A 20,876-nucleotide genomic window follows, 5' to 3' on the forward strand; every position below is an offset into this window, starting at 1 on the left:
ACCATGCAGCGCGTCAAACTCTTCGATCATTTTATTCTCATGCTGGGCGTGTTCATCATGGTCGGCCCGCTGGTCGTCGCCCTGATGACCTCCAGCCACGAAGCCGCCGATATCCACCGCAACGGCCTGTCCATCCTGCCCGGCGGGCACTTCGTCGATACCTACACCAAGGTGCTGACCAAGCAGGGCGGCTTCACCGGCAAGATCACCGGGCTCAGGATGATGATGAATTCCCTCATCCTCGGCCTCGGTTTCGCCGCCGGCAAGATCGTCCTGTCGATGCTGGCGGCCTACGCGCTCGTCTATTTCCGCTTCCGCTTCGCCACCATCACCTTCTGGATGATCTTCACCACGCTGCTGCTGCCGCTCGAAGTGCGCATCCTGCCGTCCTACGAGGTGATGAACACGCTGAAGCTGACCAACACCTATACCGGCCTGATCGTGCCGCTGCTGGCGTCGGCCACCGGCACCTTCTATTTCCGCCAGTTCTTCAAATCGATCCCCGACGAACTGCTGGAGGCCGCCCGCATCGACGGGGCCGGGCCGTTCAAGTTCTTCATCGACGTGATCGTGCCCCTGTCCAAGACGATGATCGCGGCGATCTTCATCATCATGTTCGTCTATGGCTGGAACCAGTATCTCTGGCCGACGCTGATGACCACCGACGAGAGCTTCTTCACTCTCGTTCGCGGCATCAAGCAGATCCTGCTCGTCTGGGTCGGCTCCAACATTCCCGACTACAACGAAGCCTTTGCCCTGGCGATCCTCGCCATGCTGCCGCCAGTGATGATCGTCATGGTCTTCCAGCGCTGGTTCATCAAGGGTCTCACCGAAAGCGACAAGTAGAGGAGCGCGCCATGGCAGCAATCAACATCACCAATGTTTCGAAGATCTACGCAGGCGGCGTCGAGGCGGTCAAATCCGTCTCCATAGACATCGCCGATGGCGAGTTCATCGTGCTCGTCGGCCCGTCCGGCTGCGGCAAGTCCACGCTACTGCGCATGGTCGCCGGCCTTGAGGCGATCTCAAAGGGCACCGTGGAAATCGGCGACCGGGTGATCAACGATATCGAGCCCGCCGCGCGCGACATCGCCATGGTCTTCCAGAACTATGCGCTTTATCCGCACATGACCGTCTACAACAACCTCGCATATGGCCTGAAAAACCGCGGCACGCCGAAAACCGAGATCGACGCCCGCGTCGCCGAAGCCGCCCGCATGCTGGAGATCGAGCAGTATCTCACCCGCAAGCCCCGCGCCCTGTCCGGCGGCCAGCGCCAGCGTGTCGCCATGGGCCGCGCCATCGTCCGCAAACCCGCCGCCTTCCTGTTCGACGAACCCTTGTCCAACCTCGACGCCAAGCTGCGCGTCTCGATGCGCGGCGAGATCAAGCAATTGCAGAAACGCCTCGGCACGACCTCGCTCTACGTCACCCATGACCAGTTGGAGGCCATGACGCTCGCCGACCGGCTCGTGGTCCTGAACGGCGGCGAGATCGAACAGATCGGCCGGCCGCTCGACGTCTACCACAAACCGGCCTCGACCTTCGTCGCCAGCTTCATCGGTTCACCGGCCATGAATCTGCTGCGCGCCAATCGCGAAGGCAACCAGTTGCATTTCGGCTCGCAGATCATCGAGGCCGCCCGCCTCTCGTCGCTCCCTACCGATCTCACCGTCGGCATCCGCGCCGAGGACCTGCGCCTCGCCAATCCCGGTGAACAGGCGCTCAGCCTGAAGGTCGGCTATGTCGAGGAACTCGGCGCCCAGCGCCTTGTCCACGGCACGATCGACGGCAAGGCCCTCACCGCCGCCCTCTCGCCGGAGATCGAAATCACCGATACGATCGCGCTCACCATCGCCCCGTCGCGACTGCACTTCTTCGACACGACGACGGGCAAGCGGTTGGCGCAGGGCGGCGCAGTTGGCAAACGCGAGGTGGCGGAGGTGCTGGAAGCAGTTGCTGGATAGCTCCGAACGCGAGGCCGCGTTCGTGAAGCAGCCTTCCGAGTTGGCATTTCGGACCGACAAGTCTTGGAAATTTGGCTCAAGGTGGTTGCTTGAGGGCGTGGAATCCTCACTCTCCGTCATACCCGCCCTTGGGGCGGGTATCCAGCGACCCGACATCCGTCGGGTCAAAAGACCATTTCAGCTCAAGGACTTGAGCTATCTGGATTTTACCGAGCCTGTTTTCGCCGAATTCATGCGGCGCCAGAAGTAAATATTCACCACAGGGAAATCAGGGGCCTCTTGAAGGCCGGAAACGACACTGTGCGGCAAGCGATAACGGCCGCCCCGGATCAGGCCCGGAGCGGCAAGGCAATCGAGCCTTACGGCGCGCTCACACCGAGCGGGTAATGCCGCCATCGACGCGGATGTTCTGGCCGGTGATATAGGCAGCCCCTTCCGAGGCAAGAAACGCGACGGTTGCCGCGATCTCGGCGCTGGTGCCGTAACGCTGCATCGGCACGCCCTGACGGCGCTCGTCGGTGGCGGGCAGGCTGTCGATCCAGCCGGGCAGGACGTTGTTCATGCGGATATTTTCCGCCGCATAGGTGTCGGCGAAGATCTTGGTGAAGGATGCAAGGCCCGCCCGCGCCACCGCCGAGGTCGGAAACATCGACGACGGCTCGAAAGCCCAGGCCGTCGAGATGTTGATGATGACGCCTGCCTTCTGCTTCCGCATGATCGGCGTGACGAGACGGGTCGGCCGCACTGCATTGAGGAAGTAGACATCGAGGCCGGCCTTCCAGTCCTCGTCGGTCAGTTCGAGGATCTGCTTGCGCGGTCCGTGGCCGGCGCTGTTGACCAGCACGTCGATACGTCCCCATTTCTCCACCGTTGCGTCCACAAGCCGCTGCAGGTCATCGTTCGACTGGTTGGAGCCGGTAATGCCGATGCCGCCGAGTTCCTGGGCAAGCGCCTCGCCCTTCCCGGACGAAGACAGGATCGCCACCTTGAAGCCGTCGGCCGCCAGACGCCGCGCGCTCTCCGCCCCCATGCCGCTGCCGCCCGCCGTCACGATCGCTACCTTTTCCATCGTCATCATCTCTTCCTTCCTGTGGTTTTGGCTTCGAACTGCCGTCTATCGTGTGGCTTGAAATATCACCGAAATCATTCGATATCGACACCGTTCTCCTATGATCCGCCAATAGAAAATCTGTTGGATTACCCGCCACGCTCGGCGTGCTTCCCTGCCTCAACGGCCTGCCGGCTGCCGCGTCATCAGGTTCGGGCACCCGAAAACTGATTGCAATCGAAGAGCAGTTCAATTACCACTTAAACCGATTGCAAAATGCAATCGGAATGACATGGGAGGAGAATGAGGCATGGCAAAACTCGTCTTCGGAATGCTGGTGTCGCTGGATGGCTATGTCGACCATATGGAATTCGCGCCGACGCCAAAGCTTTTCCGCCATTTCATCGAGGAAGCGCGCGGTCAGACCGGCAGCCTTTATGGTCGCCGTATGTACGAGGTCATGCGCTACTGGGACGACGAACATCCGGAATGGGGTGACGCCGAGCGGGAATTCGCCGAAGCCTGGCGCCGGCAGCATAAATGGATCGCCTCGCGCACGCTGACGGAGGCCGGCCCCAATGCCTCGATCCTGGGCGAGAACCTGGAGGCCGAGATACGCGACCTGAAAGCCCGGCTCGATGGCGAGATCGAGGTCGCCGGCCCGGATATCGCCAAAAGCCTCACCGATCTCGGCCTGATCGATGAATACAGGCTCTATCTCTGCCCCGTCGTGATCGCCCACGGCAAACGATACTTTGCCGGCCCTCGCCCGCCGCTCAAGCTCGTCGCCCATGACCGGATCGAGGATGTCGTCCGCCTGACCTATGTCCCCGCCTGAAAACGGGGACGTGGCCTTATCCGGAAGGTTCGACACCCTTACCTCTCCCCCAGTGGGAGAGGACACGAAATCAACATCTTAGCCAAGGTTCAGTGTCAGATTTTGTTGGTGAGGGGATCTCCGCTCCGAACCAGAATCCCCGCGTCAGAATCTCATGCCACAATCCTCCCGTCCCGCCATCGGATACACCGGAAAGCGTTGCCGGCGAGGCACACAACAGAACGGCTGGTGGCGCAATTGCCCCTGATCCCGTGGGTTCTCCGTTCTGGCAGAGAAACCGGAGTTGCAGGTAAAAACCACCGAGACGGGACACATCGCGTGTCATTTTTGACCAACTCAACCAGGCACCCGATGTGTCCCCGCCGAGTTCAGTGTTCAAACCACGGACGCACCGCGCCGCGTGAAGGCCGCCGCGTGCCCTCGATATGAAGAGAGAAAACCGTTCCGCATTTCGGGCGCAGCGCGGATAGAAATCTGTAGGCTCCCGCCGGCCCGATTGCTATACAACGGCCTGCATATCATGACGCCCACGATCAACAGGAAACCACCCATGGCGAAGATCACCAATGTCGCGGTCCAGATGGACCATGTCTCCGGCATCACCATCGCCGGCGACAGTACCTTCGCCATGAGCCTGGAAGCTCAAGGCCGCGGCTACAAGCTCTTCCACTATACGCCCAACCAGCTGTCGCTGCGAGACGGCAAGGTCTATGCCACCGTCCAGCCGATGACGCTGCGCGACGTCAAGGGCGATCATTACACCCTGGGTGACGCCGAGCGCATCGACCTGTCGACCATGGACGTGGTGCTGCTGCGCCAGGATCCGCCCTTCGACATGGCCTATATCACCTCGACGCATCTGCTTGAGCGCATCCACCCGAAGACGCTGGTGGTCAACGATCCCGCCTGGGTGCGCAATTCGCCGGAAAAGATCTTCGTCACCGAATTCCCGGACCTGATGCCGAAAACGCTGATCACCCGCGATCCCGCCGAAATCGCCGCGTTCCGCGCCGAAATGGGCGATATCATCCTGAAGCCGCTCTACGGCAATGGCGGCGCCGGCGTGTTCCATTCGACCCGCGACGATCGCAATATGTCGTCACTCCTGGAAATGTTCGGCCAGATGTTCCGCGAACCCTTCATCGCCCAGGAATACCTGCCGGCGGTGCGCAAGGGTGACAAACGCATCATTCTCGTTGATGGTGAGCCGGTCGGCGCGATCAACCGCGTGCCCGCCGAACATGACGCCCGCTCCAACATGCATGCCGGTGGCACACCCACGCCGACGGAACTGACGCCGCGCGAAAGGGAAATCTGCGCCCGCATCGGCCCGGCTTTGCGTGAACGCGGCTTCCTGCTCGTCGGCATCGACGTGATCGGCGACGTCATGACCGAGATCAACGTCACCTCGCCAACCGGCATCCGCGAAGTGAAGAAATTCGGCGGTGCCGATATCGCGGCACTTCTCTGGGATGCGATCGAGCGCAAGCGCGCCTGATCGCCACACCCGCGGCCGGGGCTTCGCCGTCCCGGCCCGCTGCGTATACAACCCATTTCGCGCTCCGGATGTTCGCGGTTGTTCTGCTTCGTTCACACAATACAACCAATCGCAACCCAGGCGTTTGACATCGTCCGTTATGTTCGATGATTGTTCTTGTTTTATTCCGGTATTCGTGCAAGATTTCCCGTCACAACCGATGAAGGTTGTGGCGGCGGGTTATCAGCCCGTCGCGCGGCAAGAGGGGCAATCATGGTCGCGCGTGTCAGTACGGTTGCATTTCAAGGCATAGAAGGCGTTCCGGTCGATGTTCAGGTCATGGTCGCTCCGGGCAAGGTCGGCATGCAGATCGTCGGCCTGCCGGACAAGGCGGTGGCCGAAAGCCGAGAACGTGTCCAGGCCGCGCTGCACGCCTCCGGCCTGTCGCTGCCGGCCAAGAAGGTCACCATCAACCTCGCGCCTGCCGATCTTCCCAAGGAGGGCAGTCACTTCGACCTCCCTATCGCGCTCGGCCTGATGGCGGCGCTCGGCGCCATTCCCGGCGATGCGCTGGACGGCTATGTCGTCATTGGCGAACTCAATCTCGACGGCACGATCGCCGCCGTCGCCGGCGCCCTGCCCGCCGCCATCGGCGCCAACGGGCTCGGCAAGGGCCTGATCTGCCCCGCCGACAGCGGCGCGGAAGCCGCATGGGCCGGTTCCGAGATCGATATTCTCGCGCCGCGCAGCCTGATCGCGCTCGCCAACCATTTTCGCGGCACGCAGGTCCTGTCGCGGCCGGAGGCCTCGGTGCGCGCCACTGCCGCCAACATGCCCGATCTCGCCGAGATCAAGGGGCAGGAAAGCGCCAAGCGGGCGCTGGAAGTCGCCGCCGCCGGCAATCACAACCTCTTGATGGTCGGCCCGCCCGGTTCCGGCAAGTCGATGCTGGCTGCCCGCCTGCCCTCCATCCTGCCGCCGCTGTCGCCATCGGAACTGCTCGAGGTCTCGATGATCCATTCGATCGCCGGACAGCTCGCCGGCGGCAAGCTGTCGGACCGTCGGCCGTTCCGCACGCCACATCATTCCGCCACCATGGCGGCGATGATCGGGGGCGGCATGCGCGCCAAGCCGGGCGAAGCGTCCCTCGCACACAACGGTGTGCTCTTTCTCGACGAGTTCCCGGAATTCACGCCGCAGGTGCTCGACGCGCTGCGCCAGCCGCTGGAAACGGCCGAATGCATCATCGCCCGCGCCAATCACCGCGTCACCTATCCCGCTGCCGTCCAGCTGGTCGCCGCCATGAATCCCTGCCGCTGCGGCATGGCTGGAGAACCCGGCCATAGCTGCGCCCGTGGCCCGCGCTGTGTTTCCGATTATCAGGGCCGCATTTCCGGCCCGCTGATGGACCGGATCGATATCCGTATCGACGTGCCCTCCGTCACCGCCGCCGACCTCATCCGCCCGGCGCCGGCAGAGACCAGTGCCGTCGTCGCCCGGCGGGTGGCGAAGGCCCGCGAAATCCAGATGGACCGTTTCATCGCCTTCGGCACGCCGCGGGTCCTGTCCAATGCCCGCTGCTCGACGGCGATGATCGAAAAGATGGCCGAGCCCGATGCCGGTGGCCTGCAATTGCTGCGCGATGCCGCCGAAAAGATGAAATTCTCAGCGCGCGGCTATCACCGCATCCTGAAGGTCGCCCGCACCCTCGCCGATCTCGACGAAAAACCGACCGTCGGCCGCATCCATCTGGCCGAAGCCATCTCCTACCGCATCGCCAGCGAACGGCTGACGGCGGCCGCGTGAGATTTCCCCGGCCATTCCGGATGGGCTATTATGTGAGGGCGAGTGTCTCGGAAAAGGTGCTGGCAGTTCTTTGACAGGATTTTTGATACCGTGGTTTTATCACTGTATTTTGGCCGGGAGATCGAACACGCGGCCTGTGTTTTCAGCATCTATAAGGAATGAAGCCGACCGTTCCGGCCCGGATGCCGGGCAAGGTCGACATCCCACTCTCCGTCTTCCACGCCCTTGTGGCGGGAATCCAGCGACCCGACATTCGTCGGGTCAAAAGATCCATTCAGATCAAAGACGTGATCTGAATGGATTCCTGTGACGAGCAGAGGAATGACGGGAAATCTGGCGCCTGTATCATGTCCAAAATGACCACCCAAATGACCTCGTCGGCAGTCCAAGGCCGGCAAAATCGGCCCCGAATGACCTCATGCCAACCTCAACCGCCCAACCCGTCGAACAGAGCCGTCGAAAGATAGCGCTCGGCGAAGGACGGGATGATGACGACGATGGTCTTGCCTTCGTTTTCCGGGCGCTGGCCGACCTTGATCGCCGCCGCCAGGGCCGCGCCAGAGGAGATGCCGACCGGGACGCCTTCGAGGCGGGCGACGTGGCGGGCGGTCTCGATTGATTCCGCGCTGGAGACGGTGACGACTTCATCATAGATCTTGGTGTCGAGGACGGCGGGGGCAAAGCCGGCGCCGATGCCCTGGATCTTGTGCGGACCGGGAGCGCCGCCTGACAGGACCGGGGATTCGACCGGCTCGACGGCCACGACCTTGATCGACGGTTTCTTCGCCTTCAGCACTTGGCCGGCACCGGTGATCGTGCCACCGGTGCCGATACCCGACACGAGGATATCGACGCTGCCGTCCGTATCGTTCCAGATTTCCTCGGCCGTCGTCTTGCGGTGGATTTCCGGATTGGCCGGGTTCTCGAACTGCTGTGGGATGATCGCGTCGGGAAGCGAAGACGCCAGTTCCTCAGCCTTGGCGATCGCGCCCTTCATGCCTTTGGGACCTTCCGTCAGCACCAGTTCAGCACCGAGCAGCGCCAGCATCTTGCGGCGCTCGACCGACATGGTCTCCGGCATGGTGAGGATCAGCTTGTAGCCCTTGGCAGCGGCGGCGAAGGCGAGCGCGATGCCGGTATTGCCCGAGGTCGGCTCGACCAGTGTCGTCTTGCCGGGGGTGATCTTGCCCTGCGCTTCCAGCGATTCGATCATCGCCACGCCGATGCGGTCCTTGACGGAGGCGATGGGATTGAAGAACTCGAGCTTGGCCAGAAGATTGGCCTTCACGCCATTCTCCCTGGCGAGCTTGTCCAGGCGCACGATCGGGGTATCGCCGATCGTCTCGGTGATCGAGGAATAGATACGGCCGCGGCCGGGCTTGCGCTGTTCAGACATGGTGTTCTCCCGTTTCATTCAGTTGCGTGAACAATAGGGGCAAAGCAGCGCACTGGCCAGAGTGATGCCGACCGCGCGCCGTGTTCCATTGGAATAAACTGTTGCGGAACTACCAAGCGCAGGATGATTTTTTCAGGTTGCGCGAGCGGCGATATAGGCGGCCGTGACACCCAGAATGCTGGCTGCGGCCCGGTTCAGAGATTTCAGCGCGCGGGGCTGCTTGAGCAGCAGCCGGGCGCGGGAAGCAAGCAGGATATAGGGGATCAAAACCGACATCAGCACGATGAAAGTGGCGCCGACCAGCAACGCGTAGTCATTGATGCCGATGGCGTGCAGGTCGATCAGCGTCGGCACCAGCGCCACGTAGAACAGCATGGTCTTCGGATTGCCAAGCGTGATCAGCAGGCCGGAGAGGAAGGAAAGACCAAGGCTGGTGCTCTTGCGCGCCTGGATATCCTGCGGCAGCAGGCCGGCGGTCCACAGCTTCCAGGCGATATAGACCAGATAGAGCGCGCCAAGGATCTTGATGACCAGGAAGGCGGTGGTGAACGTCTGCGCGACGAAGGCGAGGCCGAGGATGACGGCGGTCAGATAGACGAGATCGCCGAGCACGAGACCAAGCCCCATGAAGAAGGTTTCGCGAAATCCGGAGCCGAGAGCGCGCGCGACGATCGCCGTCATTCCCGGCCCCGGGATCGCGGCCGCGATGAAAAGCGCCGTGGAATAGGCAAGAAGGGTGGCGATCGTCATTGGAGCTCCGGAATTTGTGCCGCCGACATGTATCGGCTTTTTCTGATCGAGGCAATTTTCCTTGTATTGATCGACTGTATTGATCGGCTGCATCGATCGGTCTAATCAGGCCGCCTGTGCGAACGGCGGCGCTTCGATAACGTCCGGCTCAGCATGACCCGGCGCGGTATCACCGCCCCTGTCCTCGAAGAGGTCAACGCTCTTCCAAACATCGATCGGCGACAAACATGACCACTGCCCTGCTCATCATCGACGTCCAGAATGCCATCCTCGAAAACGAAGGGACGCCGGATCGTCAGCCGGCCATCGACGCCGCGCTCACCGAGACGGTCGGCCGCCTGCAGTCGCTCCAGGCCCGCGCCCGTGCCGCCCATATCCCGGTCATCCTGGTGCAGCATGATGGCGGCCCCGGAGACCGGCTGGCGCGTTCGTCGCACGGCTGGGGCCTGCGCCACGAGATCGCGCCGGTTCCCGGCGAAACCGTCGTCCACAAGAAGGCCTGCGACAGCTTCTTCCAGACAGACCTGCAGGACGAACTGGCAAAACGCTCCATTACCCACCTCGTCATTGGCGGCTGCATGACGCAGTTCTGCGTCGACACCACGGTGCGCCGTGCCGTCTCGCTCGGTTACCACGTCACGCTGCTATCGGACGGTCACGCGACCGGTGACATGGGCGAACTGACCTTCCCGCAGATCATCGCCCATCACAACCGGCTCCTGAGCGGTTTCGATGCCGGCGCCCATCACGTCGAACTGCGCCGCGCCAACGAAATCAGCTTCTGAGCTATTCGAAGACCGGGCGCATGAAGCTGCGCTCATAGCTGAGGATGCAGCGCGTGCGCTCGGCAAGCGCAAAAGCCGCCTGGCATTCGGCGTCCCTGGCCATGCGCTCGCGATAAGTCTCGTAGGCCGCCAGGCTCGGAAAGCTGAAGAGGGCAAGCGCGATGTTGTTTGCGCCTTCATGCGGCATGAAATAGCCGTGATGCGTGCCGCCCAGCCGGTTGACCAGCGGGATCCAGAGCCGGGCATAGTCCTCGAAGTCCGCCAGCTTGTACGGATCGATGACGTAACGAAGGGTGCAGGTGATCATGCGGGTCTCCCTGGATCAGGTCTTGCTTGCCTGATGCCGCACCGGACGGGGCCATGTCCAGCCGAATGTCATGCCCGCCGCCGCAATCAGGATCGCGACCGAGCCTATGATCTGGACCGGCTGCAACTGATGGCCGAAGGCGATCCGGTCGACGGCAAGGGCGGCCACCGGATAGATGAAGGACAAGGCGCCGGTCAGATGCGTCGGCAGCTTCTGGATGGCGCCATAGAGCAGTACATACATCAGCCCGGTATGGAGGACGCCCATGGCGATCAGCAAGGCCCATTGACGTGGCTCGGCCGGCAGGCCGGATCCGCCGGCGAGCGGTGCCAGCATCAGGAGGCCGGTGACGACCTGGATCAGCGCGATCAGATGCGGTGGCGTTCCCTTGAGCTGTTTGGCGACCATGGCGGCAAGCGCATAGAACAAGGCGGCGCCGAGCGCCATCGCGATGCCCGTCAAATAGGCAGCGCCGGTAAACTCACCCGCCGGCTTCGCCTCGACGATGGCAATCATGCCGGCAAAGGCGACGCCGAGCCAGACGAACTTGATCGCGGTGATCCTCTCCTTGAAGAACAGCCCGCCAATCGCCAGCAGCATGAACGGCTGGGTGTTGTAGACCATGGTTGAGATCGAGATCGAGGCACGAGAATAGGCGCCGAACAGCAAGAGCCAGTTGACGACGATCGCCACGCCGCCCAGCACAGCAAGCCCCAGCAGGCGCCAGGCCAGGATATCGCGACGGAAATCCCCGAGCGCCGCGCAGATCACGAGCAGCGTCAGCGCGCCGAACAGGCATCGCCAGAACACGACATCGACCACCGGCTGCCCGGACATCAGCACGAACCAGCCGATCGTGCCGGAAATCAGCATCGCCGCGGTCATTTCGAGACTGCCGGTCTTGATATCCTTGTCCATGTTCATCCACTCCATTGAACGCGAACGGAGAATATCGCGACAACAGGTGCAAAAATATGGATTATCAGAGGTGATTGCCGTATATTGCCTTACTGAAAAAGGTATTACAGCCATCTTCCCTAACGGAGGCTTCCTTGCTCGACGATCTCGACCGCCGGCTTCTCGACATCCTCTCCCTCAATGCCCGGATCTCGCTGAAGGAACTGGCGCAGGAAGCAGGCCTGTCTTCGCCCAGCACCGCCGACCGCTTGCGCCGTCTGGAGGATCGCGGTGTGATCACCGGCTTTACCGTCGGCATCAATCCCGTCGCACTCGGCTATGCGCTGCAGGCTGTCGTCCGCGTCCGGCCCATGCCGGGCATGCTGCATATCGTCGAAAAACTCATCCAGGAGACGCCGGAATTCGTTGAATGCGACAAGGTAACCGGCGACGACTGCTTCATCGCCAAGCTTCTGGTGCGCGACATGGAACAACTCGACACGATCCTCGACAAGGTCGCCGAACGCGCCCAGACCAACACCTCGATCGTCAAGTCGACCCCGGTGAAGCGGCGATTGCCGCCGCTGCTGGGCAAATAGGACGTCAGAACTCGGCCATCGGCGACAGCATGACGTGGTTGCCGAAGGCCTCGATCGCCGCACCCCGCACCATCAGGCTCGTACCGGACGGATACATTTCCGGTATCCCCTGCCAGCCCAGCCGATCCCGCGGAAAGCAGACCTCGACGCGATCCGGCGTCAACCGTAGCGCCGCGAGGATATCCGCAAGCGATGGGATCGCCCGCCCAACGATATCAAGCAGTTGAACAGTCTTGCCATTCTCTTTCCAAACGGCGACCACATCGGATGCTTCAAGATGGTGGAGCCTGATGTCACCATCAAAGACGCCGTTCAGCAGGAACATCTCCATCTGGGAAAGGACGGCGAAACGCTCCGAAACCGGTGTCCTGTTCCGCAGCAATTCCTTGAGCAGGGCGATGTCGCCATCGTTCTCCAGCGAGAGACGCCGCGCCGTTGTCCAGGGTTTCGCCTCCGGCGGCGCACCCACGAACCGATACTGCGGAAGAACCCGGAAAGCATACGGCTCGTAAAGTGCAGGCTTGTCGGTCAGAAGCAGACCAAGTTCGAAACCCTGTGCGTCACTCCATGCAAACGCACGGTTCATCAGGTCGCGATAAAGACCCCGCCCCCGCCATTGGGGCCGCACCGCGCCGGACTGAAAGCCCGCCGCTTTCACGGACCGCCCGCCAATAACGACCGGCATGGAGAAAACACTGAAATTGGCGACACATTTACCATCGGCGTCGAAATAGCCGAACGGCATGCTTGTCGGGTCCGGGCCACCGAAGCGATCCTGAATGCCGACATCGATATCGAACGTGTCCTGCAACAGTGAAACCAGCGCCGACCAGGCGGCAGAATCGCCGAAATAATCCTGGCGGAAAACCGGCTGGCCAGAGACGGCAATCACCTAGATGCCCGTCGAGCCGAACCCGCCAGCGCCGCGCGCTGTCTCGCTCGTTTCCCGGACTTCGTGGACCGTGACCTGCGTCACCGGGGCAATCACCATCTGGGCGATGCGCATGCCGCGCTCGATGACGAAATCCTCGTCGCCGAGATTGACCAGCAGCACCTTGACCTCGCCGCGATAGTCGCTGTCGATCGTGCCGGGTGTGTTGAGGCAGGTGATGCCATGCTTGAAGGCGAGCCCGGAGCGCGGGCGGATCTGGGCCTCGTATCCGGCCGGGATCTCGAAGATGAAGCCGGCCGGCACCAGGGCTCGCTTGCCCGGCGAAAGGATCATCGGCCGGTCCGCGGCAACGGCGGCGCGCAGATCCATGCCGGCGGCTCCCGCCGTCTCGTAGGATGGCAGGGCAATATCCGTACCATGCGGCAGGCGGACAAGGCTGAGGGACGGTCTGGTCTTGGCATGAAGGGTCATGCCTTTCATTAGCAATTCGAGGCCCGACATGGCCAATGCGAATTGCAAGTTATCCACGGCTCCGCTACATACGCGGCAACTCACAGGAATCTCGACATATGGCCGAAAGTCTCGCCGAGGCGGTCTCCCGCCGCCGCACCTTTGCTATTATCGCGCACCCGGATGCCGGTAAAACCACGCTGACCGAAAAGCTGCTGCTGTTCGGCGGCGCGATCCAGCTTGCCGGTGAAGTCAAGGCCAAGAAGGACCGGATCCAGACGCGGTCCGACTGGATGAAGATCGAACGCGAGCGCGGCATCTCGGTCGTCACCTCGGTGATGACGTTCGAGTATCACGGCAATGTTTTCAACATTCTCGACACGCCCGGTCACGAAGATTTCGCCGACGATACCTATCGCACGCTGACGGCAGTCGATGCCGCCGTCATGGTCATCGACGCAGCCAAGGGTATCGAGCCGCGGACGCTGAAGCTCTTCGAAGTCTGCCGCATGCGCGACATTCCAATCATCACCTTCATCAACAAGATGGACCGCGAAAGCCGCGATCCGTTTGAAATTCTCGATGAAGTCGAGGAGAAGCTGGCGCTCGACTGCGCGCCGATCACATGGCCGATCGGACGTTCCAAGACCTTCTGCGGTTCCTACAATCTCGCCGACAATACGGTGCGCGGCGCCGATACGCAGGAAATCCCCACCAAGGTGAACGGCCCGGAAATGGCAGCCCACCGCCTGCCCGAAAACGAGCGGGAAGCCTTCATCGAGGAAACCTCGCTGGCGATCGAGGCCTGCAAGCCGTTCGACAGGAAGGCTTTCCTCGAAGGCCATCTGACGCCCGTCTTCTTCGGTTCGGCGCTTCGAAATCTGGGCGTGCGCGATCTTATCAATGCGCTGGGCGATTTCGCCCCGCCGCCGCGCGACCAGGTGGCCGACACCCGCACGGTTCACGCGACAGATGACAAGATGACGGCCTTCGTCTTCAAGATCCAGGCGAACATGGACCCGAACCATCGCGACCGCATCGCCTTTGCCCGCATCTGCTCCGGCAAGCTGGAACGCGGCATGAAGGCGCGGCTGGCGCGCACCGGCAAGCAGATGGGACTGACGGCGCCGCAGTTCTTCTTCGCCTCGCAGCGCCAACTGGCCGACACCGCCTATGCCGGCGACGTGGTGGGCATTCCCAACCACGGAACGCTGCGCATCGGCGACACGCTGACGGAAGGCGAACAGCTGGTGTTCCAGGGCGTGCCGAACTTCTCGCCGGAAATCCTGCGCCGCGTGCGCCTGGAAGATGCGATGAAGGCCAAGAAGCTCAAGGAAGCCCTGCAGCAGATGGCCGAGGAAGGCGTCGTGCAGCTGTTCTCGCCGGAAGACGGTTCTCCGGCGATCGTCGGCGTCGTCGGCGCGCTGCAACTCGACGTGCTGAAGGAACGGCTGAGCTCCGAATACGGGCTGCCGGTTTCATTCGACGTGGCCCGCTTCTCCGTCTGCCGCTGGATCTCTGCCGACAACCCGGCTGATCTCGACAAATTCATCACCGCGCGGCGCGGCGATATCGCCCGCGATCTCGATGGCGACCCGGTCTTCCTGGCGCAGGACAGTTTTTCGTTGCGCTATGAGGCCGAACGCTACCCGGCCATCAAGATGATCGCCATCAAGGAATATCACGTCGCCAAGGCGGCGTGATGAGGGGCTGTCCGACTTCTCCCCAGCGGGAAGAAGTCGGAGCTTGCCGCATGCCTTATCGGATCCGTGCCCCCGGCCGCCCCAGTTCTTCCTGAAGCGATGAAATATCCAGCTCCCCAAGCGACTCTTCTGGCCCCGGACCGTCGGCATTGCTACTAACGTCACGGTCATTCGAAAGCCCAGAGGAGGAGATTTCATGGAACATGCCGCACAGGATACGGATATTTCGGCGCAGTTCCGGAGCATCTGCATTTTCGGCGCCGGCGCCATCGGTGGTGCGCTGGCAGCACGGCTTGCCGCTTCCCCGGCCCTTGCAGGCTCGACGGTTTCGGCGATCGCCCGCGGCGCGCATCTGCAGGCAATCCGGAAAAACGGCCTGCATCTGCACGAGCCGGACAAGACCGGGCCACTGATCGCCAGGTTTGCCGCCACCGATACCGCCGCCGACCTGCCGCCGCAGGATCTGGTGATCGTCACGTTGAAAGGCCACCAGCTGACCTCGGCCAGCGCCGACATTGCCCGCCTGCTGAAGCCGGACGGCCGGGTGGTGATGATCCAGAACGGCATTCCGTGGTGGTATTTCCATGGCGACACGGCGAGCGGCCTTGAAGGCCGGCAGATCGAGGCGCTCGATCCGGGCGGCCTCATCTGGCAGCGGATCGGCCCCGAACGGGTGATCGGTGGCGTCATCTATCAGGGCGCGCAGATGATCGAGCCGGGCCATATCCGCCTGACCAGCGGCGGCCTCCTCCATCTGGGCGAGCCCTCTGGCGGGCTATCTCCGGCCTTAACCAAAATCGCCGGTCTCTTCGAGGCGAGCGGCTGGGCCATCAAGACGACAGGCCGGATTCGCGACGAGCTTTGGTTGAAGCTGCTTGGCAACGCCGCCCTCAATCCGATCAGCGCCCTTACCCGCGCCCGGATCGGCGAGATTGTCGACGGGCCTCTGGAACCCCTCGTGCGCACGATCATGATCGAGACCAAAACCGTTGCCGAACGGCTTGGCTGCCATGTCGAATCGACGATCGATCAGCGGCTGGAGCATACCCGCACGCTGGGCAGCGCAAAGACGTCGATGCTGCAGGACCTCGAACAGGGAAGACTGATGGAGATCATGCCGCTCACCCGCGCGATCACCCAGCTGGCGCGCATGGCCGACGTGCCGACGCCGGCAAACGACATGCTGCTCCTGCTGATCTCGCAACTCGATCAGTCGATGGCGCAGGCACGTGCGGACAAGGCCTGACCGATGACCGTCCGTCGGATCGTCGCCAACCTGCATGCGCCCGACCCGAAGGCCGCACGGGCCTTCTATGGTGATCTGCTCGGTCTCGATCTCGCCATGGATCACGGCTGGATCGTCACTTTTGCATCGGGTGAACAGACCGCCGCACAGGTTTCCATTGCCAGCGAAGGCGGCTCCGGCACGCCGGTGCCGCAGCTTTCGATCGAAGTCGATCATGTCGACGGGGTCTACGCGAAAGCGCGCGAGATGGGCTTTGCCATCGTCTACGATATCACCGACGAGCCGTGGGGCGTGCGCCGCTTCTATGTGCGCGATCCGTTCGGCACGGTCGTCAACATCCTCTCGCACCGAGCGGGTTGACGCCCGTCCCTCTCAGCGGCGATCCGTCAGGGTGAGGTCGCCGTTTTCATCGACCGAAACCTCGATGCCGATATAGCCGGGAATCGTCTGGTGCGCCGTCTCGAAGAGGTGAGTATGGGTGGCGGTGATGACCATGACGTCGGATCCGGCCGATTCACCGGCGATGACGCCTGCAGCCACGTCTTCGAATACGAGGCAGTCCTTGGCGGCGAAACCGACGCGCTTGGCACCGAGCAGGTAGCATTCCGGGCTCGGCTTGCCGCGCGAGACATCCTCGGCGATGACGATGAACTTCGGCTCCGGCAAGCCGGCGGCGGCGATGCGCACCTTGGCCAGTTCGCGCGGCGAGGAGGTGACGATTGCCCAGCGCTCCGGCGGCAGGCTCTTCAGGAATTCGATGGCGCCCGGCAGCGGCTTCACGCCCTCGACATCCTCCATTTCGGCCTGGGTGATCTTGTCGGCCTCGGTCTGCGGATCGACGCCCGGCAGGCCGAGTTGGCGGATGGTATCGACGCCGCGCTTGCCGTGCATGGTCGGCAGGAAGGTGGCGACGTCGAGGCCATGGCTTTCCGCCCAGCGGCCCCAGACGCGTTCGGCCGCTTCGATGGAGCTGAGCAGCGTTCCGTCCATGTCGAACAGGAAGGCGGAATATTTCTTGCCGAAGACGGGCGACGAGGCGGAAGACAAGGGCGGCTCCTTTGATTGTCTGGCAGCGATACCCGTTCGAATAGGCGGATTCCCTGTTCAGATCAAACGGATATGCTCCTGGACATACCGTAAATCCTGCCGTTCAGCGCGCCGACAGGGCGAGACGCAACCCCATCAGCCCGAAGGCGCCGGCAAAGCCGCGTCGGAGCCAGGTCGTCACGCCCGGCCGGGCGATCACATAGCGTCGCGTGGCGGAGGCAAAGACACCATAGATGACGAAGACGATGAAAGTCAGGACCATGAAGACGGCGGCAAGGCCCAGCATGAAGACGGTTGGTGCCGTCGTGTCGGCCGGCACGAACTGCGGCAGGAAGGCGAGGAAGAACAACGACAGTTTCGGGTTGAGGCTGTTCAGCAGGATCGCCGTCCCGATGATGCGCAGCGCCGGCATCGGCTTTGCCTCCTGTGATATCCGCAGGCTGTCGGTGTCCTTCAGGACGCTCCAGGCCATGTAGAGCAGGTAGACGACGCCGACATATTTGATGACCTCGAAGGCCATGGCGCTGGTGTGCAGCAGGGCGGCGAGCCCGGCGACGCTGGCGATGATATGCGGCAGGATGCCGAGCGTGCAGCCGAAGGCGGCGAGCACGCTGGCACGGGCGCCGGAATTGAGCCCCGTCGCCAGCGTATAGAGGACGCCGGTGCCCGGCAGCAGGATGACGATGATGGATGTCAGCAGATAGTCGAGGGTCAAGACATGGCTCCGTTCACGACATGGAAAACCGCAGCAAAGCGGATCGCACCGTCCGGGTCTTGAACGAAATTGCAGAATGTCAGCCGAAGGCCAGCGCATAGGCGCCGGGCGTGACGCCATGGGCGCGCACGAAATGGCGCGTCATATGGCTCTGGTCGGCGAAACCGCCGGCGGTCGAAGCCTCGGCCAGCGGTATACCCCTGGCGATCATCCGGCGGACGATGCCGATGCGGCACTGGATGAGATAGGCATGCGGCGTCATGCCGGTCGCCCGAGTGAAGCCGCGCAGCATCTGGAACCGGCTGAGCCCGCTTGCCTCGGCGAGGTCGGTCAGTGTCACATCCGAAGTCGGATCATCGTCGATCAGGCTTTTGGCGCGAGAGATGGAAGAAGGAACCGCTCTGGAGGCGCGCGCACCGAGCAGCGAGGCGACGAGGTCGAGCAGTTCCGTCTCGGCCAGCAGCGTTTCTCCGCCCTCCGGCGCCAGCATGGCGGAATAGACGGATTGAAGCCTGTGGGCCATCGCGGCATCGGTCATGACGGGATCACAAAAGACGAAATCCGCCGACTGGCCGTCGCTGATATCGAGACTGGCGCGACCGATCAGCGCCGGATCGAGATAGAGCATGCGCCACGCCCGGCCGGCCTCGTCGATCGGACAGCCGTCATGCACCTCGCCGGGATTGACGGTGATCACATCGCCCGGGCCGGCCTCGACCGGTCCCCGTCCGCTTGCGGATTTCTGCGCGCCGCGAATGATGATGCCGATACCGAACTGGTCGTGCGTGTGCCGGCCGAAACTGTGGGCGCTGTCGGCCTCCACCGCCTCGACGCCCGCAAGCACGCATAACCGCATCCGGAATTGTCCGGTCTTCATCGTCGCTCCTCAATCCCGCTCCAGGCCCGGCAGAGCGTCGCGCTCGCCAAACCAGTTCATTGCCGAAGAACACCAGATCTGATGCCTTGGCGCAAGCGCGGCGCGCTGGCGGATATTGCCCCAGCGGATGCCGATCATCTCCGCGTCCTCATCGGTGCCGGTGGTGTAGATCGGTGAGCCGCAATTGCCGCAGAACATCTGGAAACGCGTCCGGCCGTTATCACCGGTCTTGAGATAGGTTTTCGGCTCGCCGGCGGTGATGTGGAAATTGTGCTTCGGAACAGAAACCGTGACCCGATAGACCGAGCCGGTCAGGTGCTGGCAATCGGTACAATGACAGATGCCGACCCGCTCCGGGTCGACATCAGCCTCAAAGCGGATGGCGCCGCAATGGCAATGTCCATCAATATGCATATGCGTTCCTCCCAACTCAGAGAGGAAACTAGCGCATCAGACGCCGGTGAACAGCCAGGCATGTTCCTTGGCGTTGTTGAATTTCCAGACCCGCGACGGCCCGGCCATGACGTTGAGGTAATAGAGGTCGTATCCATGGATCGCGGCGACCGGGTGATAGCCCTTCGGCACCAGCGTCACGTCGCCGTCCTCGACAGCCATCGTCTCGTCCAGCGATCGGTCGTCGGTATAGACGCGCTGCATGGCAAAGCCTTGGCTGGGGTTGAGGCGGTGATAATAGGTTTCCTCGAGGAAGCTTTCGGCCGGCAGATTGTCCTCGTCATGCTTGTGCGGCGGATAGGACGAGGTATGGCCACCTGGGGTGATGACTTCGACGACCAGCAGCGCATGCGCGGCATTGTCGTCTTCCGGCATGATGTTGGTCACGTAGCGGGTGTTGGTATTCTTGCCACGCGTCATCTGCGGATGGGTGCCTGCCGGAATGGGCTTGGTCTTGAAGTCGCCACCACCCGGCGCGGAGCAGACGGCAAGTTCGAGATCCGTGACGGCCTTTACCTGCCATGTCGCGCCCGGTGCGACGTACAGCGCATGTGGCGCGCCTTCGAACGGGCTCATGCGTTCGCCCACCAAGCCAAAATCCTGACCGTCGACGCTCGTCTCGCCCTTGCCGCTAACCCAGACGAGGCAGACCTCGCGAGCGCCGGTCTGGCCCGAAGCCGTCTCGCCAGCCTTCAACCGGTTGAGATCGAAGCCGACATAGGTCCAGCCGGCGTTTTCCGGCGTCACATGCGTAACGCGGCCTTGGTCGCCCTTGGGTTTTACGAGCAGGTTCGGCATGGTGTTCTCCTAATGTGTTCGAGGAGCGTTTGAACCCCTCACCAAGTGCGCCCATGCCTTCGACTGCGTCTCACGCGGGCTTACTATCCTCTCCCAAAAGGGGAGAGGAAAAAACTCACGGCACCGACCTCACCAGATGGAAAGGACGGAGATCGCGCGCCCCACCTCTCCCCTTGTGGGAGAGGATAGTTCGTCCCCGAGAGGCGCAGCCGATCGGTTGGACGAACTTGGTGAGGGGGTAGCCACGAACGGGATCACCCCTTCGGAAAGCCTTCCGTCTCCACCGTATACCCGGCCGCCGTCATCACGCGCATCAGTTCGGCATAGCCGATCTCGGCCATTTTCTGCGGCGGGGCCTTGCGCGGATCCTGCTCGGCTTCGACCACGAACCAGCCCTCATAGCCGTAATCGGCGAAGCGCTTCACGATCGCGCCGAAATCGAGCGAGCCGTCGCCCGGTACGGTGAAGGCGCCGAGCGCCACGGCATCGAGGAAGGACTGTTTCGAGCGGTCCAGCCCGTCGATGACCGACTTGCGGATGTCCTTCACATGCACGTGATTGATGCGGGCGTGGTGATTGTCGATGGCGCGCAGGACGTCGCCGCCGGCGAAGAACAGATGGCCGGCGTCCAGCAGCAGCGGAATGCCTTCGCCGGAATTCTTCATGAAGGCGTCGAGTTCCGGCTCGGTTTCGACGACGGCGGCCATGTGGTGATGATAGGAGAGCGGCATGCCCTGATCGGCGCACCATTCGCCGAATTCCGTGACGCGGCGGGCATAGGCCTTCATCTCGTCATCGCCGAGGCGCGGCTTGGTGGCAAGCGGC

General features: G+C 62.5%; 23 protein-coding genes. 10 read left to right on the forward strand and 13 right to left on the reverse strand.

The genetic code is table 11. The features are described from left to right. Window positions 1-3: 3 nt before the first annotated feature. A complete protein-coding gene (gene ugpE / locus VL202_RS08250; RefSeq protein WP_325463645.1) occupies window positions 4-846 on the forward strand; it encodes a sn-glycerol-3-phosphate ABC transporter permease UgpE in 843 nt (280 codons plus the stop codon). 11 nt (window positions 847-857) lie between these two features. Beyond that, entirely contained in the window at window positions 858-1,967 is a 1,110-nt protein-coding gene (locus tag VL202_RS08255; protein ID WP_325463646.1) for a sn-glycerol-3-phosphate import ATP-binding protein UgpC, read from the forward strand. Between the two features lie 370 nt (window positions 1,968-2,337). On the opposite strand, the gene VL202_RS08260 is transcribed toward VL202_RS08255, so the two are convergent. Further along, window positions 2,338-3,042: an SDR family oxidoreductase gene (locus VL202_RS08260; RefSeq protein WP_325463647.1), complete on the reverse strand. Its 705-nt coding sequence runs from the start codon at window positions 3,040-3,042 to the stop codon at window positions 2,338-2,340. A gap of 283 nt (window positions 3,043-3,325) precedes the next feature. On the opposite strand from VL202_RS08260, the gene VL202_RS08265 reads away from it, so the two are divergent. The 3 genes from VL202_RS08265 (at window position 3,326) to VL202_RS08275 (ending at window position 7,136) form a co-directional block, all read left to right on the forward strand. Continuing rightward, window positions 3,326-3,853 (forward strand): dihydrofolate reductase family protein, encoded by a 528-nt coding sequence (locus VL202_RS08265; RefSeq protein ID WP_325463648.1) that lies wholly within the window; start codon window positions 3,326-3,328, stop codon window positions 3,851-3,853. A 550-nt stretch (window positions 3,854-4,403) separates the two neighbouring features. Further along, window positions 4,404-5,351 (forward strand): glutathione synthase, encoded by a 948-nt coding sequence (gene gshB, locus VL202_RS08270; RefSeq protein ID WP_325463649.1) that lies wholly within the window; start codon window positions 4,404-4,406, stop codon window positions 5,349-5,351. Window positions 5,352-5,603: 252 nt separating this feature from the next. Beyond that, window positions 5,604-7,136, forward strand: coding sequence for a YifB family Mg chelatase-like AAA ATPase (locus VL202_RS08275; RefSeq protein ID WP_325463650.1), 1,533 nt, complete (start codon window positions 5,604-5,606; stop codon window positions 7,134-7,136). A 427-nt stretch (window positions 7,137-7,563) separates the two neighbouring features. On the opposite strand, the gene cysK is transcribed toward VL202_RS08275, so the two are convergent. Both cysK and VL202_RS08285 read right to left on the reverse strand, forming a co-directional pair. Then, a complete protein-coding gene (cysK, locus tag VL202_RS08280) occupies window positions 7,564-8,532 on the reverse strand; it encodes a cysteine synthase A (protein WP_325463651.1) in 969 nt (322 codons plus the stop codon). A 132-nt stretch (window positions 8,533-8,664) separates the two neighbouring features. Further along, window positions 8,665-9,282 carry a LysE family translocator gene (locus VL202_RS08285; RefSeq protein WP_325463652.1) on the reverse strand — a complete coding sequence of 206 codons (618 nt, stop codon included), beginning with the start codon at window positions 9,280-9,282 and terminating at the stop codon, window positions 8,665-8,667. Between the two features lie 227 nt (window positions 9,283-9,509). On the opposite strand from VL202_RS08285, the gene VL202_RS08290 reads away from it, so the two are divergent. After that, the gene (locus tag VL202_RS08290) at window positions 9,510-10,067 is read left to right on the forward strand and encodes a cysteine hydrolase family protein (protein WP_325463653.1); all 558 of its coding nucleotides are present in this window, start codon (window positions 9,510-9,512) and stop codon (window positions 10,065-10,067) included. A gap of 1 nt (window position 10,068) precedes the next feature. Here VL202_RS08290 and VL202_RS08295 read toward each other — a convergent pair whose 3' ends face one another. Further along, window positions 10,069-10,374 carry an NIPSNAP family protein gene (locus VL202_RS08295; protein ID WP_325463654.1) on the reverse strand — a complete coding sequence of 102 codons (306 nt, stop codon included), beginning with the start codon at window positions 10,372-10,374 and terminating at the stop codon, window positions 10,069-10,071. Window positions 10,375-10,389: 15 nt separating this feature from the next. Beyond that, entirely contained in the window at window positions 10,390-11,292 is a 903-nt protein-coding gene (locus tag VL202_RS08300) for a DMT family transporter (RefSeq protein ID WP_325463655.1), read from the reverse strand. Between the two features lie 134 nt (window positions 11,293-11,426). On the opposite strand from VL202_RS08300, the gene VL202_RS08305 reads away from it, so the two are divergent. After that, on the forward strand, window positions 11,427-11,870 hold the full coding sequence (locus VL202_RS08305) for an Lrp/AsnC family transcriptional regulator (RefSeq protein ID WP_325463656.1): 444 nt from the start codon (window positions 11,427-11,429) through the stop codon (window positions 11,868-11,870). Between the two features lie 4 nt (window positions 11,871-11,874). Here the strand turns inward: VL202_RS08305 and VL202_RS08310 are convergent, their stop codons facing one another. Continuing rightward, on the reverse strand, window positions 11,875-12,762 hold the full coding sequence (locus VL202_RS08310) for a GNAT family N-acetyltransferase (RefSeq protein ID WP_325463657.1): 888 nt from the start codon (window positions 12,760-12,762) through the stop codon (window positions 11,875-11,877). Then, a complete protein-coding gene (gene dut, locus VL202_RS08315) occupies window positions 12,763-13,233 on the reverse strand; it encodes a dUTP diphosphatase (RefSeq protein WP_325463668.1) in 471 nt (156 codons plus the stop codon). A 98-nt stretch (window positions 13,234-13,331) separates the two neighbouring features. Here dut and VL202_RS08320 point away from each other — a divergent pair, with 98 nt between their 5' ends. From VL202_RS08320 to VL202_RS08330, 3 genes are all read left to right on the forward strand, one after another. Further along, complete coding sequence (locus VL202_RS08320; protein ID WP_325463658.1) at window positions 13,332-14,915, forward strand: peptide chain release factor 3; 1,584 nt, start codon at window positions 13,332-13,334, stop codon at window positions 14,913-14,915. 196 nt (window positions 14,916-15,111) lie between these two features. After that, window positions 15,112-16,161, forward strand: coding sequence for a 2-dehydropantoate 2-reductase (locus VL202_RS08325; RefSeq protein WP_325463659.1), 1,050 nt, complete (start codon window positions 15,112-15,114; stop codon window positions 16,159-16,161). Between the two features lie 3 nt (window positions 16,162-16,164). Beyond that, window positions 16,165-16,521, forward strand: a complete 357-nt coding sequence (locus VL202_RS08330; protein ID WP_325463660.1) for a VOC family protein — start codon at window positions 16,165-16,167, stop codon at window positions 16,519-16,521. Window positions 16,522-16,533: 12 nt separating this feature from the next. Here the strand turns inward: VL202_RS08330 and VL202_RS08335 are convergent, their stop codons facing one another. The 6 genes from VL202_RS08335 to VL202_RS08360 all read right to left on the reverse strand — a co-directional run. Next, a complete protein-coding gene (locus tag VL202_RS08335; RefSeq protein WP_325463661.1) occupies window positions 16,534-17,208 on the reverse strand; it encodes an HAD-IA family hydrolase in 675 nt (224 codons plus the stop codon). 103 nt (window positions 17,209-17,311) lie between these two features. Beyond that, window positions 17,312-17,923, reverse strand: coding sequence for a LysE family translocator (locus VL202_RS08340; RefSeq protein WP_325463662.1), 612 nt, complete (start codon window positions 17,921-17,923; stop codon window positions 17,312-17,314). Window positions 17,924-18,002: 79 nt separating this feature from the next. Then, the gene (locus VL202_RS08345) at window positions 18,003-18,800 is read right to left on the reverse strand and encodes an AraC family transcriptional regulator (protein ID WP_325463663.1); all 798 of its coding nucleotides are present in this window, start codon (window positions 18,798-18,800) and stop codon (window positions 18,003-18,005) included. A 9-nt stretch (window positions 18,801-18,809) separates the two neighbouring features. Next, window positions 18,810-19,214: a GFA family protein gene (locus VL202_RS08350; RefSeq protein WP_325463664.1), complete on the reverse strand. Its 405-nt coding sequence runs from the start codon at window positions 19,212-19,214 to the stop codon at window positions 18,810-18,812. Between the two features lie 36 nt (window positions 19,215-19,250). Further along, window positions 19,251-20,051 carry a 5-deoxy-glucuronate isomerase gene (gene iolB / locus VL202_RS08355; RefSeq protein WP_325463665.1) on the reverse strand — a complete coding sequence of 267 codons (801 nt, stop codon included), beginning with the start codon at window positions 20,049-20,051 and terminating at the stop codon, window positions 19,251-19,253. Window positions 20,052-20,305: 254 nt separating this feature from the next. Then, window positions 20,306-20,876, reverse strand: a 571-nt coding sequence (locus tag VL202_RS08360; RefSeq protein ID WP_325463666.1) for a TIM barrel protein, incomplete at its 5' end; no start/stop codon positions are given.

This window comes from Pararhizobium sp., from assembly GCF_035497515.1.
GTDB lineage: Bacteria > Pseudomonadota > Alphaproteobacteria > Rhizobiales > Rhizobiaceae > Pararhizobium.

Coding starts and splice junctions, on each gene's coding strand:
- ugpE (WP_325463645.1), top strand. CDS start 4: ATGCAGCGCGTCAAACTCTTCGATCATTTTATTCTCATGCTGGGCGTG.
- VL202_RS08255 (WP_325463646.1), top strand. CDS start 858: ATGGCAGCAATCAACATCACCAATGTTTCGAAGATCTACGCAGGCGGC.
- VL202_RS08260 (WP_325463647.1), bottom strand. CDS start 3,042: ATGACGATGGAAAAGGTAGCGATCGTGACGGCGGGCGGCAGCGGCATG.
- VL202_RS08265 (WP_325463648.1), top strand. CDS start 3,326: ATGGCAAAACTCGTCTTCGGAATGCTGGTGTCGCTGGATGGCTATGTC.
- gshB (WP_325463649.1), top strand. CDS start 4,404: ATGGCGAAGATCACCAATGTCGCGGTCCAGATGGACCATGTCTCCGGC.
- VL202_RS08275 (WP_325463650.1), top strand. CDS start 5,604: ATGGTCGCGCGTGTCAGTACGGTTGCATTTCAAGGCATAGAAGGCGTT.
- cysK (WP_325463651.1), bottom strand. CDS start 8,532: ATGTCTGAACAGCGCAAGCCCGGCCGCGGCCGTATCTATTCCTCGATC.
- VL202_RS08285 (WP_325463652.1), bottom strand. CDS start 9,282: ATGACGATCGCCACCCTTCTTGCCTATTCCACGGCGCTTTTCATCGCG.
- VL202_RS08290 (WP_325463653.1), top strand. CDS start 9,510: ATGACCACTGCCCTGCTCATCATCGACGTCCAGAATGCCATCCTCGAA.
- VL202_RS08295 (WP_325463654.1), bottom strand. CDS start 10,374: ATGATCACCTGCACCCTTCGTTACGTCATCGATCCGTACAAGCTGGCG.
- VL202_RS08300 (WP_325463655.1), bottom strand. CDS start 11,292: ATGGACAAGGATATCAAGACCGGCAGTCTCGAAATGACCGCGGCGATG.
- dut (WP_325463668.1), bottom strand. CDS start 13,233: ATGACCCTTCATGCCAAGACCAGACCGTCCCTCAGCCTTGTCCGCCTG.
- VL202_RS08320 (WP_325463658.1), top strand. CDS start 13,332: ATGGCCGAAAGTCTCGCCGAGGCGGTCTCCCGCCGCCGCACCTTTGCT.
- VL202_RS08325 (WP_325463659.1), top strand. CDS start 15,112: ATGGAACATGCCGCACAGGATACGGATATTTCGGCGCAGTTCCGGAGC.
- VL202_RS08330 (WP_325463660.1), top strand. CDS start 16,165: ATGACCGTCCGTCGGATCGTCGCCAACCTGCATGCGCCCGACCCGAAG.
- VL202_RS08345 (WP_325463663.1), bottom strand. CDS start 18,800: ATGAAGACCGGACAATTCCGGATGCGGTTATGCGTGCTTGCGGGCGTC.
- VL202_RS08350 (WP_325463664.1), bottom strand. CDS start 19,214: ATGCATATTGATGGACATTGCCATTGCGGCGCCATCCGCTTTGAGGCT.
- iolB (WP_325463665.1), bottom strand. CDS start 20,051: ATGCCGAACCTGCTCGTAAAACCCAAGGGCGACCAAGGCCGCGTTACG.